This window comes from Caenimonas soli, from assembly GCF_013155545.1.
GTDB classification, from domain to species: domain Bacteria; phylum Pseudomonadota; class Gammaproteobacteria; order Burkholderiales; family Burkholderiaceae_C; genus Ramlibacter; species Ramlibacter soli.
Map to the genome: position 1 here is coordinate 95163 of NZ_JABJVV010000013.1, position 12842 is coordinate 108004.

The window sequence follows — 12842 nt, forward strand, 5'->3', positions numbered from 1 at the left end:
TGGTGGTGGGGAGGGTGGGAGCGGTCGATTGCTTAGGAAACGGTTCCGCTGGAATCAACCCAGACCGTCGGATTGACGTTCGACACGAACACCGGCTTTCCCAGCGTTGCGTCGTAGTACCTGCGGCCAATCCAGAGCGCTTTGGCGGGTCGGTTTGCTGTCGCTCCGGACTGCCGCCCAGCGTTGACAAAAGCATTGACGCGACTGAACCACTCAAGCCACCAACCGGTGACCTTCTCGCTACCAGCAATGGGTGAGCTATCGGGAGTGAAGAGAGGATTCATGTTTATTCCACAGGTGGTTGGTTAGAAAACGAATTGGGGGCCTGGAATTGACCGACCGAAACCTCCCGGCCCCCTATAGGGGGACCGGTGAAGTTCGGTTACCGCAAATGACCGAAACCGGCTATTTCGGTTGATTTCGGTTATCAGCATTGCCATAGCCATCCCTCATGACAGCCAAGAACTCCACGGCTCACAAGACCAGTAATGGCCTCTCTGGCGCGAGTGTTCCTGCGGTGCGTTTCGCAGGTGAGGTGCACGGCGGCCTTGGCGATGGCAGCCTCAAGCTCGATGCACGGGCGTAGCGGTGGCGCTCCAGACTTGCCGGTCTGGCCGTCCTTGAACATCGGCCGGAGTGCATCAAGCACCAGGCGTTGGTTGCCGCCCGTGGGCAACTTCGCCCGCTGCACCTCTTCAGCCGCTTTGTCTGGGACCACCACGCAGGAAGTGATGGCGTCGCCGTAGTCGTCGGTGCCCAAAGTCTCAACCTGAAGACGGAAGGCCTTCACGTCGCCGTCAGCTCCATCCTTGGACTTGGCCACTCGCCACTCCCTCCGGTCTCCTTCTCGGGACACCTCCACGGCGGCATCCATTGCGGCGAACAGGGAGCTATGCCCGCGCAACCCGCGTGTGCTGTCTTTGCCCGTGTGGTGCACGAGCACGACCAGCCCGACCGTGAGCGCCTGTAGGTGCTTGGCAGCCTCGAGGATTTCGCCCATGTCCTTGGAACTGTTCTCGTCGGAGGTCGGGGCGGCTCGGTTCAGCGTGTCCAGGAACACCACTGCACCCGCTGGAATGACCGCCGCCAGGTCATGCACGTCCCTTGGCTCGGTCAGCTTGAAGGGTTGCAGCACCATGTGCAGGGTCTTTGGCAGACTCCTTCCCCTGTGTGCCTCCCAAGCCGCCACACGCACCCTGAACCCGGACTCTCCCTCCAACGCGGCGTAGACCACGGGAGCGCCTTCCGTGCGGCAGTCAAACCACCGTGCGCCTTCAGCGATGGCGGCGGCCATGTCTAGTGCAAGGAACGACTTGCCCGAAGCACTCGGCCCATACAGGCCGGCCAATCCCGCAGCAGGCAGAACACCACGAACACGCCAGGCCAGCGGGGGGAGGGCCGCGAGGTCGGATGCGCTCAGGAGCTTGTAGCGCTGCTCGGGTGCCTTGGGGCTGGAGAGAAGCGCCTCCACCGTGTCCAAGCCATCCCGTTGCGCCAGGTCGTTGATGTCCGCGTTGTGCGGCCAGTCGTCAGGCATCCGGATGAACTGCACTTGCAGCTCTCGGGCAACGGCGTCCGCGTCCTGCTCCTTGCCCACGTCCGGCACGATGACCAGGCGCGCGGACGGGTCCGCCTCGCGCAGTTCCATCGCTACGGCGCGGACTCGCCCCCATCCAAAGCAGACCACTGCCGGGCGCCCAGTAGCCTTCCAAGCTGCCCATGCCTGCCCGATGCCCTCGCACAGGTAAACAGTCGAACCCTGCGACTGCTCGCCGACCATGAACCAGCCTTGCATGGTGCAGCCCGGGAGGTTCAGCTTTCCCGGTCGTCCCTCGGCCTTCAGTCGTGCTGCTGTCTCCGGCGGTGCGATGAGCTGCAAGCTGGAAACGGAGCCGTCCGGCCGCCGCACCGGGATGACCAAGGCGCCCACCATGCTCTCGCCCGCGACCTTCAGCGCGTCTCCAGACGGGATGACGCGCAAACCATCCGTAAGCCCCTGCTTCTGCTGGATGTAGGGGTGCTCCGCCGTAGCGGGCAGGCAGCGCTCCCAGACTTCGGCGGGGTCTACCCCTTGCCCGGTCGGTTTCGCACGCTCCTGCGGCTTCCTGGGGCTTGGGACGGGACTATTCGTCGCCGACCGACCATCCGGACGCCAGCCGTTCTGCGCGGCAGTCTTGAACAGGGTTCCGGCACCCACCCCTTTGCCGGGCTTAAAGCTGCGCCAGGTGTCCCGCGCGTCCCGCTCGCTGTAGTTGCTCGCCTGGACGCTCCAGTCATTGAACGCGTCGAAATCCAGACCGGCGGCGTGGGCAGCCATTCCAACTCGGACCCACTCATCGCGGGGGATGTCGGCCGGGATGGCGTTGAGGGCGTCCCGAGCTCGCTCGTTGTTAGCCATTGTTAGCAAGGGCCCTCCCGCTCATCGCCAGAGCCTGCGCCGTGAACTTCCCATCCAACCGATACAGGGCAATCGTTCGGTCTGGGCAGTCGTCGGTGGGGCTCGGAATCTCGATGGTCTCGATGGGCCAGCCCAGGGTGCGCAAGGTGAACACCACGGCCCCGAGCCGCCAGCTCTGGGTGCGGCCCTCAAAGTCTGGATGGTCGAACACCTGTCCGTCCATGAACATGCCGAGCGCTTTGTCTGCCAAGGTGCCGCGCGTCGGCCATTGAGGCGCGAACGGCGGCGGCTCCAAGAAGGACAGTTGTTCGGGGTGCTGAACGCTCGCAGGGAGCTTTCTCATGCAACCTCCGCAGCGGTGGACATTGCCTTCAGCGCCCGCTGGCGGCCCGTGGAGGTTAGGCGGTAGCGACCGGGCTTGCAGGTTTTGCCGTCACGGTCGGTGGCGTCGGACTTCAGCATCTCAATGCCGTCATGACCGGTCACCTTGCGGCGCAGCTCCAGAATGATTTGCGGGCCGTTGGATGCTCCGGCGATGCGGTCAACAGACTCGCGGGAAATCCAGCCGTCCGTCTGGAGCAGGGCGTCCATTACGCGCGACTGACGCGGCGTAAAAGCTACCGTCTTGTTTGCTTCTGCCGTAGAATTCGCGCTGTTCGGGGCGCTCGGTTCTGCTTTGGTGGGGCCGGGCGTTTTCATTTACGCGGCCTCCGGAGCGTTTCGCAGGTGGCGCTCTATGAACCGCTCAAGGTCTGAGCGCCGATAGCGGACATGATGTCCCAGCTTGAAGAACGGCAGGACCACACGGTTCGTACTGCGCCAGACGGCCAAAGTGGCCTCCGGTACGTTCAGCAGGGCAGCAGTCTGCCTGGGCGTGAGGTTGTCGCCGGTGATGCGCTGGATTGCGGTTTGCGTTTCCATGACTCAGAACCTTTCGGTTGTTTGCATGGAACGCATTGCATTTCGGCACCTTCGTTTTCCAGAGAGGAACGGGCGCCACCCGCCGCGAACGGGCGCAAGCGGGCACGAGCGGGCAAGGAGAGGGGCCGCGCCCTACCGGCCTCGCGCGTCCGGATTCATGCGCTTGCGGAGGGCATTCTTGGTGAAGAACTTCACCCCGTCGATGGTGTCGGTTCTGTACTTCACTCCCTCTTCCTCAGCATACCCAAGCAGCGGCGCTGGGCGGCCAGACGACTGTGCCAGTTCCACGAGGGCTGCCCACACACTCTGATAGTCGTTCGAATTCGCGGCGAACTCCTTGGCCTTTTCGATGACGGCGGCCAACGGGTCGGCACGATTTTTCACCTTGTGTTCAAGGACGGACGGAGCGGGAGCCGCTCCCTCGCTGGCGGGCTGCGCCTCCGGACTCGCAGCCCGAACCTGAGCCACTGCGTCAGCGAGCGCATGAACGTCGTAGCCCGTCACTCTGCAATCCGCGAGCGTTGTCTCGAAGTCCGGCTCGCCGTGCGCCAGTTCCCAGCGCTCGTACCGGTGCGGCAGGCCACCAATGTCCGTCTGGGACTCGAACGTCCTCCAGTTCGCCCGACCGACGTTTGCAAGGGCCTTGCACGCGTCAAGCGGCAGGGTCGGTATGGAATCCTTCGGCACGGGCTTGCCGCCGTTCAGAGGTTCATCTTCGGGAGAGCATGGCTGTGTCTGCGCCGTGCGATGGACCACCGCGCGCAGCACAATCTGTCCGCGCGCGGCGGCCCGAAGAAAATCTCCGGAAGTGACTTCTTGCGCCGCTTGACGACTTGCGAAGCGGGCGGCCTCTTCAAGCGTCACCGTGTCTGTGTCAGCCAGCAAGCCTGCCTTCCAAGTCGATTGCGGCACAAGACGCGGGTACATGACTATGGTGCGCTGGTAAACCTTGCGGCCGCCAGTTTGGTCGCCCAACACTGCGGCATTGAGCTCCGCGAGTCGCGCCTTCAAGGTGAGGACCCTTTCCTCCTTCGCCTGCAGCTCCATCACTGACCCCGCGTGGGCTTTCTCCCATGTGTTCAGTTCGGCCTTAACGCGGTCGATTTCCTCCCACGTTTCCCACCCTTTGGCGTACTCCGCTTCGTACTCAGGAGAGCGGGAGTCACCGGCCTGGGCCAGAGTTGGCGGCTCGTCCGGGTACGGGTACTCAAGCCGGAGCTCATTTCCGATGGCCTCGGCTGCCAGCCAGGCGTTCACGTCCTCTTGGAACAGGTCTCGATGCCAGAGATGCTGCTGCGGGATGAATCGGGGCTCCACTCTGATGTTGTTCAGACGATAGGTGAGCTTGCCCGCGTGGATTGCCGCGTCCATCTGTTCGGACATCAGCTTGGCGTCCAGGTCGGCCCGACGGTCCGCGATGACATGCGCTGCTTCGATGAGGGTGTACCGGCCTCTCCGCCACCGTGCAAGCCGCTCCTCGACCTCTGCGCAGAAGTCGGGGAAGGTCTGAGAGACCGTGCTCACATGCTTGGCGAAGGTGACGGAAACTTGCCGCTGCTCGCCAGATACGGGATGTGCCTCCTCCCAGCGGCGCGCTTCCGCACGCGGCATGGCTGCAAGAACTGCTTCTTCGTTCTCCTTGAGATACCTGCCGTACCCGGCCAGAAAGAAACCCCGGTGCACGGTGAAGCCTCTCTCCATAGCCCACTGAAACCACTCCTCTGGCGAGAGGCGGCCGATGCCTTCAGTCTCTGCAAGTCGCTCCATCCGCTTGGCTTCGTTGCACGGCTTCGTGGCGTCGTACTTCGGCAGGGGGCGCGAGCTGAGGTCTTCGTATAGGTCGGGGTCCAAGCCCTGCATCAGCCGGCCCGCCTCTGCGGGGCTCAGCGTCTTCATGTTCTCGACCCAGTAACGCCAGTCGATGGGCCTCCCGTTCTGGAGAAACTCAACCAGTCCCGCGTGTGAGTCGTCCGATACGTGAGTCGCCAGAGGCTGCCTGCGCTCGAACCCTTCGAGCGTCATGTTCAGTGTTTGGTCTTCCAAGAAGGGCGAGAAATTTAGCTCTCGGTCGCCTTCGCGCTCCCCCATGATGGACAACCGTTCCGGGCCATAGTCCCGTTCGAAGTCCGCAGCGAATTCATCGAGCCAGACGAACACGCCTGCCGGCAGCTTGGCGACCGATTGCGACACCCAGGCCGCATAGCCACGGTCGTCATTCGCGAACTTCTCCCGTAGTTCGGCTTCCAACCCCTGCAATGCGGCGACGTACCTGTCCCACTCTTTGGGCAGCAGCTTAACCGGCGCGCCGCCAACTAAGTGATACGTGTCGGTGTGCTCCAGCTTTTCAAATGGTGCCGCCTCGTCGCGAGCGAAGTTTTTCGCAACCACGTCCGGCGAGATGGTCCACCCGGTGACGTAGGGGATGGCGCGCACGGGCAGGGCATCGCGGTCGCCAACCTTGATGACCAATGACGCGTACTGTCGCTCGGCTTCTGCCCGTTTTTCTGACCTGTCCATTTGCACCCCTTCGTGGTGCCCTTCAAAGGAAGCCCCAGCAGGCGGGTGAAGGTGTCCCGCTTTTCAGCCGCTAAGCCTATCTGGGGCCAATCTGCAATTCTCGTCAGCTTGCTCTGTTCCCCTCGCCGGCCTTGGCCACGAGGGTCTCTATAGCGGTTAGCTCCATCTCAAGGCCATGCTGGAACAAGTCTTTGAGAAGGTGCTCAGAGTTCTGCAACATGACCTCCTCAAAATCCGGCTCCGTCTGCACTCGCCTCCAGAATGCATTGAAGCACCAGATGCTGATGGTCTTGATGTGCCCGACATCGAGCAGGAGATAGTCTGAGTATCCCTTGCTATCGAGCACCGCACGAACGGCCTCCGAGGTCTCTGGCCACGCGAAATAGAAAATGGGGCGTGCGGCTCCTGATTCCGTATTCCTCCCAAGAGGTGAGAAGGAATGGAGAAGCGTGGAGCGGGCAGCCCACAAGTCTTCTACGGTGACTGCGCCGCTTGTGTGTCCGTAACGATTCACGTAAGACTTGAACCGCGTGCCATTGTTGACGGTGGGCTGCTCACACGCGAGTGAGGCGCAGATATCAATAAACGAGTAAAGAAGCAGCAGCGCTGGATACCTGTGCTTGCGCTCCAAGGCCTCATAGGCTGCATGCCGTAGGTCATTCAAGACCGATAGGGCGGTGAGTGTCCGGGCCTTCATCGCGCTGCATTCTTCCATCGGGTTTCGGGTACTTGGCTCACGGGCTGGTGGGCGTGCATAGTCTAGTTGGCCCGACCCGCACGCGTGACGAACTCAATGGCGGTGCTGTCGCTCTTTGTCAGGTTGCAGGGAACGCAGGCAGCAACGAGATTCAGCGTGTCATCTCCGCCGCCGAGTGCACGCGGTAGCTGGTGCTCTACGTGCCATTTACCCGTTAGGTCCAGGGGCGTTCCGCAGTAGTGGCAGTGTCCGTGGGAATGCTCGTATATGGCGCGCCGTCTCCTGGAGATGTAGGGTGCTGGCGCAGGCGTTGCGGTGAGCAGGGGCTGGTCGGGCCAAAGCTCGGCCTGTTCCGCGGCTATAGGCTCGCCTTGGTGCTTGTCGTTTGCAGCGTGCAGACGCAGGCGGGCGAGCGCGAGGGCCTGCACCTTGTCTTCCGAGACACTCAGGACAACGCCTGCTTGTGGCTGAACCACCATGTATCGCGTGGCATATAGCCCCCGGGAGACGCAGGGCATGCTCGCCAGCGCATACCGGCCGTCTTCGCCAAATACGCCGCCGTAAATAGGGCGGTGAAGCAGGCGCTCTTCCGACATCGCTTGGCCTTACTGCCCGTCCGGGGCTGAGTGCACCAGACGCAGGTGCTTGGTGCTGTGCAGCAGGGATTGCAAGCCCTTGTCGTTTTGGGCAGCGGTAAGCTTCAGGCGCTTGTGCACCTCGGCCTCTAGCTTCTTGTCGTGCGTCACGTCGGCAGTTTGCACTGCCTCACGGATAGTCTGGAACGCTTCAGCAAGTTCGTCGGACAGCTCCGAGTCTTCGGGGATGTCGAAGCGTAGTACACCGTCCGCCTTAGCAAAAACCCGCCGCAGTTCACCTATCCAAACTTCGGTAGCCCATGCGCAATTTTCGCGGAACTTCTCGACGCTCATCTCCGTCCCGTTGGCGAGTTGCCGCAGCTTCCGGCGTTCGTCCGCGATTGCTCGCTCCTTCTGCTGGTTCTCGTCGTCGCGGGATTTCCTAAGTGAACGACGGCGCTGCTCCTCCTCTTGGCTAACGGGCACCTCGACACTGTACTGCCCGCCCTTGCCGCGTTTGCAAATAGTGGCGCCCCATTCCTGCCCATTGGAGGTGGTTGCTGGGGTCCAGTCCTTGCGATAGGACGCTTGCACCTTGTTCCGCCCGGGCTGGCCAGGGAAGAGGTCGAAGTCTGGCACGAGCCCCGCCGCAATCAGCGCGTTAGCCGTTCCATAGTAAAGGTCCGAGCTGAGCCACCCAGCAGCTGTCGAGACCTCGCGCATCACGCCGGGAGCATGGGCGACGTACTGCTTTGGCTCTTTGCACCGGGGCAGGTAGAAGCTCTGCGCGATGTAGATGCCGGCAGCCGTCTTGGCGCGGTCGCAAGAGGAGCGGAAGACCCGGACGGCGAACCCGAGCGGGCACTTGCATTGCAGTTCTTCGGGCGCGCCTGGCTCGCCGGGAAACTTGAGGCCCACACCGATGCCATGCGCCTGCAATTGCGCCTTGGTCCCCTCCCACGTCTCAGCGTAGCCGCCGAAGTCATGGCGCAGGGCCCAGTTCCGGTATTTGTGTCCCTCCTCCGCAACTTCCTTGTTGATGCGGTCCTGTTCGGCCTCGTGCTCGGCTGCCGCTGCCTGCTTGCGCCGCCAGGCCTGCACTTCCTTGGAGACGGTCACCTCTAGGCGGTACGTCCCATCATCAAGCAGCCGAATGGCCCTGTAGCCCGGCTCCCGCCAAGCGCGGCGAGAAGGCGGGCAGGGCTCACCGCCAGCGAGGAAAGCCGTGCATCCGTCTGGTCGGCCCTTCTGGGGCTTCAGTTCGCCTGGGGTGATTAGGCCGGCTGCAACCAGGGCATCGGCGGTGCCGGTGAATACGTCGCGCGCCCGGCTGGATGTCTTGGTCACGTTCGGATGACCTTCTGAAGGTGAAGCCGGCTGGAGGTGTTGTGCTCTTCCCATGCTCACTCTCCCCTGGCAAACAATGCCAGCGCATCGACTTCTAAGTTGTGTCGGGCCGCGAGGCGCCGGAGCGAGTACATCGGGGCGCGTGCGCCAATGACGATTGCGGTCGGACCGCCGTCTTCGGGGGTAAAGGTGCCGCACGCCTCGCTGTCACCCGCGTGCTGGAGCATTCGAGCGGGGATGCAGGGGCGGTATCCCCTGGTGCGGGCATGTCTTAGAACCCGGCGGGCTCCTGACGCGAGAGCGGCAAGCTTCGCGAGGACGGAACTCTTCTCGGCGAGAATCACGGTAGCCATGTTGACCTCCAATACAGGTTGGCTGGTTAGGGCTGCATCGGTGTTCCACCACCTTTGCGGCCCGCCTTATCTGGTGTGCGCCCCAGCGGCGATAACGGACCTTAGTCCACGTAGATGATTGCGTTCGACTCACCCACCCGCCGCTGCAAGACCTTCAGGGCGGTTCTCGCGTGGTCATGCCGATACAGCCACGGGGAGCCCTTCTCCTTGCCCCCTTCGAGGTACAGGACGCGATAACGCGGGGCTGCAATGGGGGCTTGCAAGGCGTGTCGCAGTTGGTCGGCTCTCGTGTGCATCTCTCAACTCCTTGGTTGGTAGTCTCGCTCCGGATGGGCGCGCCGGGTGCTTCGCGTTATTCCTTCGGTGGCTCCAGGTACTGCGCGTGCAGCCGTTTAATCTCCAGCAAGAGGGCTAAGTGCTTGGGCACCCACTCAGGGATTTCCACTCCTTCCTCGTTGCGCCAGCGGCTCGGTGTGTTCCTGTGAAGGCCGGTCGCCCGGCAGAAGTCGCTCACCTTCCAGCCCAGTTCTGCCAGCGCCCCATCGAATTCATCAATCGTCATCCAGCCCCCAGCATGTGTGCAGTGTAGAGAGATTCCCGAAATTGTGCAATGCTACGTATAAGTGACGCACAGTATTAGACATAACGCCCGTTGTGTGAAATGTGCCTGTGGATAGGCGATATGCACAATTCTGGGATTGTGCAATGGTGACAGCCACTTAGCGCTTGAGCCGCTGGTGCTCAAAAACTGTGCAAATCAAATGGCCCGAGGTTGTCCACAGGCGCCGTGGCATGAGTCGGCAGCCTGGGCGGCCTACTTCTTCCCGGCTTTCGCAGGCGCCTTCGATGAGGCTGTCGCGGTGTTGCGAGCTTTCTTGTTGACGGGCAGGGGAATAACCTTGGCCGGCTCCTTCAGGCCCGCCGCTTCGAACATTGCCGCCGTGGCTTGCTCCACGGATGCGCGAACCGGCTCAATGTCCAAGCGTGCATAAATGGCTGTAGACGCTGGGTGCTTGTGGTTCAGGCTCTTGCCAATCAGCAGCAGTGTGGCGCCTTGTCGTGCCTGCCAGCTACCAAGAGTGCGCCGAAGGTCATGCTGGCGAAGGTTGCTCAACCCGCTGCGGACCATGACTCTGTGCCACGCCTTCTTCAGGTTGCCGATGTGTCCGTTCTTGCTGTCCGAACGGTCAGCGGGAAAGACCCAAACGTCAGAGGTGCGCGTTTCGTATCGCTGCTTGAGGAGGGCGATGGCCTCCGGGACGAGGGGGACGTACTGAGGTGTGCCGTTCTTCGTTGTCGGGATGTGCCACACCTGCTCGCCGAAATCCACCTGGTCCCATCGCATCGCATGCACGTTGCCGCGTCTACCTCCGGTGAGGAGCTTCATCATCATGCAGTCACGGGCGGTGACGTTCGGTTCGTCGGCCAGAGCCTGAAAGAAGGAACTCGCCTCGCCAGGGCGCAGGAACCGTTCACGTTCAACCTTCGGATACTTGGTGTGTCCAGTGGCAGGGTTCGTGGCGGTGAAGTACGAGCGCACCGGCTTGGCGCCCCAATTGAACATGGCCCGTAGCGCCTCCAGGGCGCGATTGGCCGCGATTCTTCCGGTGACCACCACGGTGGAGGTGCTCACCTGCTGCTCCTGTTCCAGCCTCGGCTTCGGAACAGGCCCGTGCTTCCTGCCTTTTATGGCGTGACGCGCCTCAATTTCCCGACGGCGCTGGGCCGCCCGCGCTGCGCGTTCTGCGGCCTGCTCCTGACGCAGTTTTAGAACGATGCTGGGCAGCTTTTGGTGCCACTCTCCGACCTTCTCCGCTTCGATGTCGGACAGCCGAAGCTTGCCGAAATAGGGCTGTATGTGCCTCTCGTAGAGCTCCTCGAAGGCCTGCACGCCCCTCGCCTTCCGCTTCTGCATGTCAGCGACGTACTTCTCCTTGAGGGTGTCCAAGGTCATCTCACCCCGCCGGTCGCGGGCCGCCTTGGTGACGCTCGTTCCTTTCGCCTGCTCGCCGGCCAGCTTCCAAGCCTCCTGGCGAGCCTGTTCCGGTTTGACGATGGGGAAGCGGCCGATGGTGAAGCGCTCCGCTTTCCGCGCGCCTTTAGCCCGCCCGAAGAAGGAGAACGTCCTTACGCCGTTCTTGGTGACCCGCAGGTAGAGCCCAGGGGCTTCCGTGTCGAGGTACTCCACGCGTCCGCTCTTGCTATCGGCTGGAGCTGGCGGCAAGGCTTCGATGGTGCGGATAGTGAAGTTTAGGCGGGGAGTAGGGGTGCGCGTCTTGTCTTCCAAAGCAGGCTCCAAGGCTTGGGGTAACGTCAGGGTAACACGATGCCGGAAATCAGCGGAATGTCCCGCAAAGCCTAAGTGCCTGTCGCTAGAGGGAAAAAGAGTGAGCCGGAATCTCCCGAAATGCCCCGAATGGTGCTGACTCCGTGGCTACGAACCAAGGGGTCGTGGGTTCGAATCCTGCCAGCCGCACCAAAATCAAGCACTTGGATCGCAAGATCCAAGTGCTTTGTGTTTCCGTGAGACCGCTGTGGGACCGCTTGTCCACAAGTCTTGCTAGGAAGACGTCATGATCCAGCAAAGGATCGCCCCGCCATACCCAGTGTGGCGAACGCGGGCGTAGAGCTGGAGGTCGTGGCACCAGATGGGCTGTTGCTGCCACCGAACTCGCTCGGCGGTAAAAACCGGCCAGCCACCACCCGCAGCACCGTGCGCGTTTCCGCACGGTTGAGTACAAGGTTCGCCTCTTTCAGTAGCCGCCCCAGACAGCCGAAGGGTGGAGATCCAAGCTGGCGCGGGCGGTCAGCCAAGCCGGCGTTGGTGCTCCGCCTGGTGGGTCGCTGCCACTTGGCAGGCCCGTCGGTGTCTCTTCGTGTCTTGTATCAGCCCAGGCTGATGACCTCTGCTTGATAGATCGCCATCTCCAGCTTTCCATCGGAAAGCTGGGCCATGGACTTGGCAAACTGCTGCGATGCCTCGACGCGAAAATGGGCTTGCAGCGCGGCCATGTCCTGCCAGCGCTCAACGAAGACGAATCGTTCCGGCTGCTGCACGTCGCGGCTCACTTCATGCGAAACGCATCCCGGCTCGGCGCGAGACCGCAGCACGTGTTCAACGGCAAGCTTCTGCATCGCCTCGCCGGCGCCTTCGCGCGCAATCGCATGGCCTGTCACGATGATCATCGTACGTACTCCGTATGGTGGTTGGGCAAAGAAAGCAGTCGGAAGTCAGCGGGCGCTGGCGCCCCCGTCGATGGGGATGACGGCACCCGTCATGTAGCTCGACGCCGGTGACGCCAGCAGAAGCGCGAGCCCTTGGATCTCCTGCGGTTGCGCGATGCGCCCCAACGGGATGTAGCTGCGCATGCGCTCCGCGCTTTCCGGCAGGCGCAGGCGCCCGCCGTTGATGCCGGTGGCGAAGGGACCGGGCGCAATCGCATTGACCAGCACGTTGAAGGGCGCCAGTTCCACGGCAGCCTGGCGCACGAGGTTGTTGACTGCCGCCTTCGAGGCGACGTACGCATAGCCGGAAAGCGCTTCGGCGCGCAAGCCGGCGATCGACGAGGTCACGACGATCCGGCCCCGCCCGCGCGGCTTCATGTGGCGGCTGGCCGCACGCATAGTCGCCAGGACACCATCGAGATTCACCCGAAGGACTCTGTCCCATGCGGCCATTTCGACGTTCTCCAGGCGGCCTGCATCCACCATGAAACCGCGGCCGGCGCTCATGCCCGCATTGGCAAACACGCAGTCGATGCCGCCAGACTGCGCCGCCAGCGCATCCACCAAGCCATCCACCGCAGCGGTATCGCTGACATCCAGGGGCGTACCTTTGACCTTCGGGTAGTGGGTCTGCAATCGGTTCAGCTCGACTCCGAGCAGTTCGGCGTCCGAGTCGGACATGACGACCTCGGCGCCGGCTTCGAGCATGGCCTCGGAAATCGCCAGCCCGATGCCGCTCGCAGCTCCGGTGACGAGGATCCGTTGGGCACTCAGATCGAATAGCGAAGGCAAGCTCATGGGTGCTCCGG

15 protein-coding genes are annotated in these 12842 nt (G+C 62.6%); all 15 read right to left on the reverse strand.

What is annotated here, in order from left to right:
- Window positions 1–32 precede the first annotated feature (32 nt).
- The 15 genes from HNE04_RS19680 to HNE04_RS19750 all read right to left on the reverse strand — a co-directional run bounded on the left by HNE04_RS19680 (window position 33) and on the right by HNE04_RS19750 (window position 12831).
- Window positions 33–284, reverse strand: coding sequence for a hypothetical protein (locus HNE04_RS19680; RefSeq protein WP_172222938.1), 252 nt, complete (start codon window positions 282–284; stop codon window positions 33–35).
- A 143-nt stretch (window positions 285–427) separates the two neighbouring features.
- Window positions 428–2398: an AAA family ATPase gene (locus HNE04_RS19685; protein ID WP_172222941.1), complete on the reverse strand. Its 1971-nt coding sequence runs from the start codon at window positions 2396–2398 to the stop codon at window positions 428–430.
- Window positions 2391–2741 (reverse strand): hypothetical protein, encoded by a 351-nt coding sequence (locus HNE04_RS19690; RefSeq protein WP_172222944.1) that lies wholly within the window; start codon window positions 2739–2741, stop codon window positions 2391–2393. Before HNE04_RS19690 ends, HNE04_RS19685 begins: the two co-directional genes overlap by 8 nt.
- Entirely contained in the window at window positions 2738–3097 is a 360-nt protein-coding gene (locus tag HNE04_RS19695; RefSeq protein ID WP_172222946.1) for a hypothetical protein, read from the reverse strand. The genes HNE04_RS19690 and HNE04_RS19695 overlap by 4 nt, the downstream gene beginning before the upstream one ends.
- Window positions 3098–3319: a helix-turn-helix domain-containing protein gene (locus tag HNE04_RS19700; protein ID WP_172222949.1), complete on the reverse strand. Its 222-nt coding sequence runs from the start codon at window positions 3317–3319 to the stop codon at window positions 3098–3100. It lies immediately after the preceding gene.
- 132 nt (window positions 3320–3451) lie between these two features.
- A complete protein-coding gene (locus HNE04_RS19705) occupies window positions 3452–5836 on the reverse strand; it encodes a hypothetical protein (protein WP_172222952.1) in 2385 nt (794 codons plus the stop codon).
- 103 nt (window positions 5837–5939) lie between these two features.
- Window positions 5940–6533, reverse strand: coding sequence for a hypothetical protein (locus HNE04_RS19710; protein ID WP_172222955.1), 594 nt, complete (start codon window positions 6531–6533; stop codon window positions 5940–5942).
- 62 nt (window positions 6534–6595) lie between these two features.
- Window positions 6596–7129 (reverse strand): HNH endonuclease, encoded by a 534-nt coding sequence (locus HNE04_RS28575; RefSeq protein WP_172222958.1) that lies wholly within the window; start codon window positions 7127–7129, stop codon window positions 6596–6598.
- 9 nt (window positions 7130–7138) lie between these two features.
- The gene (locus HNE04_RS19720; RefSeq protein WP_172222960.1) at window positions 7139–8455 is read right to left on the reverse strand and encodes a hypothetical protein; all 1317 of its coding nucleotides are present in this window, start codon (window positions 8453–8455) and stop codon (window positions 7139–7141) included.
- A 56-nt stretch (window positions 8456–8511) separates the two neighbouring features.
- Window positions 8512–8808, reverse strand: coding sequence for a hypothetical protein (locus HNE04_RS19725; RefSeq protein WP_172222963.1), 297 nt, complete (start codon window positions 8806–8808; stop codon window positions 8512–8514).
- Window positions 8809–8909: 101 nt separating this feature from the next.
- The gene (locus HNE04_RS19730; protein WP_172222965.1) at window positions 8910–9104 is read right to left on the reverse strand and encodes a hypothetical protein; all 195 of its coding nucleotides are present in this window, start codon (window positions 9102–9104) and stop codon (window positions 8910–8912) included.
- A gap of 56 nt (window positions 9105–9160) precedes the next feature.
- Window positions 9161–9370, reverse strand: coding sequence for a helix-turn-helix domain-containing protein (locus HNE04_RS19735; RefSeq protein ID WP_172222968.1), 210 nt, complete (start codon window positions 9368–9370; stop codon window positions 9161–9163).
- Between the two features lie 252 nt (window positions 9371–9622).
- Complete coding sequence (locus HNE04_RS19740; RefSeq protein WP_172222971.1) at window positions 9623–11095, reverse strand: tyrosine-type recombinase/integrase; 1473 nt, start codon at window positions 11093–11095, stop codon at window positions 9623–9625.
- A gap of 599 nt (window positions 11096–11694) precedes the next feature.
- Window positions 11695–11994: a putative quinol monooxygenase gene (locus HNE04_RS19745; RefSeq protein WP_172222974.1), complete on the reverse strand. Its 300-nt coding sequence runs from the start codon at window positions 11992–11994 to the stop codon at window positions 11695–11697.
- Between the two features lie 45 nt (window positions 11995–12039).
- Complete coding sequence (locus HNE04_RS19750; RefSeq protein WP_172222977.1) at window positions 12040–12831, reverse strand: SDR family NAD(P)-dependent oxidoreductase; 792 nt, start codon at window positions 12829–12831, stop codon at window positions 12040–12042.
- Window positions 12832–12842 lie beyond the last annotated feature (11 nt).

Bases quoted from the DNA above. Each gene is read 5' to 3' on its own strand.
- HNE04_RS19695 (WP_172222946.1), bottom strand. From the start codon at position 3,097: ATGAAAACGCCCGGCCCCACCAAAGCAGAACCGAGCGCCCCGAACAGC.
- HNE04_RS19705 (WP_172222952.1), bottom strand. From the start codon at position 5,836: ATGGACAGGTCAGAAAAACGGGCAGAAGCCGAGCGACAGTACGCGTCA.
- HNE04_RS19685 (WP_172222941.1), bottom strand. From the start codon at position 2,398: ATGGCTAACAACGAGCGAGCTCGGGACGCCCTCAACGCCATCCCGGCC.
- HNE04_RS19680 (WP_172222938.1), bottom strand. From the start codon at position 284: ATGAATCCTCTCTTCACTCCCGATAGCTCACCCATTGCTGGTAGCGAG.
- HNE04_RS19745 (WP_172222974.1), bottom strand. From the start codon at position 11,994: ATGATCATCGTGACAGGCCATGCGATTGCGCGCGAAGGCGCCGGCGAG.
- HNE04_RS19750 (WP_172222977.1), bottom strand. From the start codon at position 12,831: ATGAGCTTGCCTTCGCTATTCGATCTGAGTGCCCAACGGATCCTCGTC.
- HNE04_RS19690 (WP_172222944.1), bottom strand. From the start codon at position 2,741: ATGAGAAAGCTCCCTGCGAGCGTTCAGCACCCCGAACAACTGTCCTTC.
- HNE04_RS19730 (WP_172222965.1), bottom strand. From the start codon at position 9,104: ATGCACACGAGAGCCGACCAACTGCGACACGCCTTGCAAGCCCCCATT.
- HNE04_RS19735 (WP_172222968.1), bottom strand. From the start codon at position 9,370: ATGACGATTGATGAATTCGATGGGGCGCTGGCAGAACTGGGCTGGAAG.
- HNE04_RS19725 (WP_172222963.1), bottom strand. From the start codon at position 8,808: ATGGCTACCGTGATTCTCGCCGAGAAGAGTTCCGTCCTCGCGAAGCTT.
- HNE04_RS28575 (WP_172222958.1), bottom strand. From the start codon at position 7,129: ATGTCGGAAGAGCGCCTGCTTCACCGCCCTATTTACGGCGGCGTATTT.
- HNE04_RS19710 (WP_172222955.1), bottom strand. From the start codon at position 6,533: ATGAAGGCCCGGACACTCACCGCCCTATCGGTCTTGAATGACCTACGG.
- HNE04_RS19700 (WP_172222949.1), bottom strand. From the start codon at position 3,319: ATGGAAACGCAAACCGCAATCCAGCGCATCACCGGCGACAACCTCACG.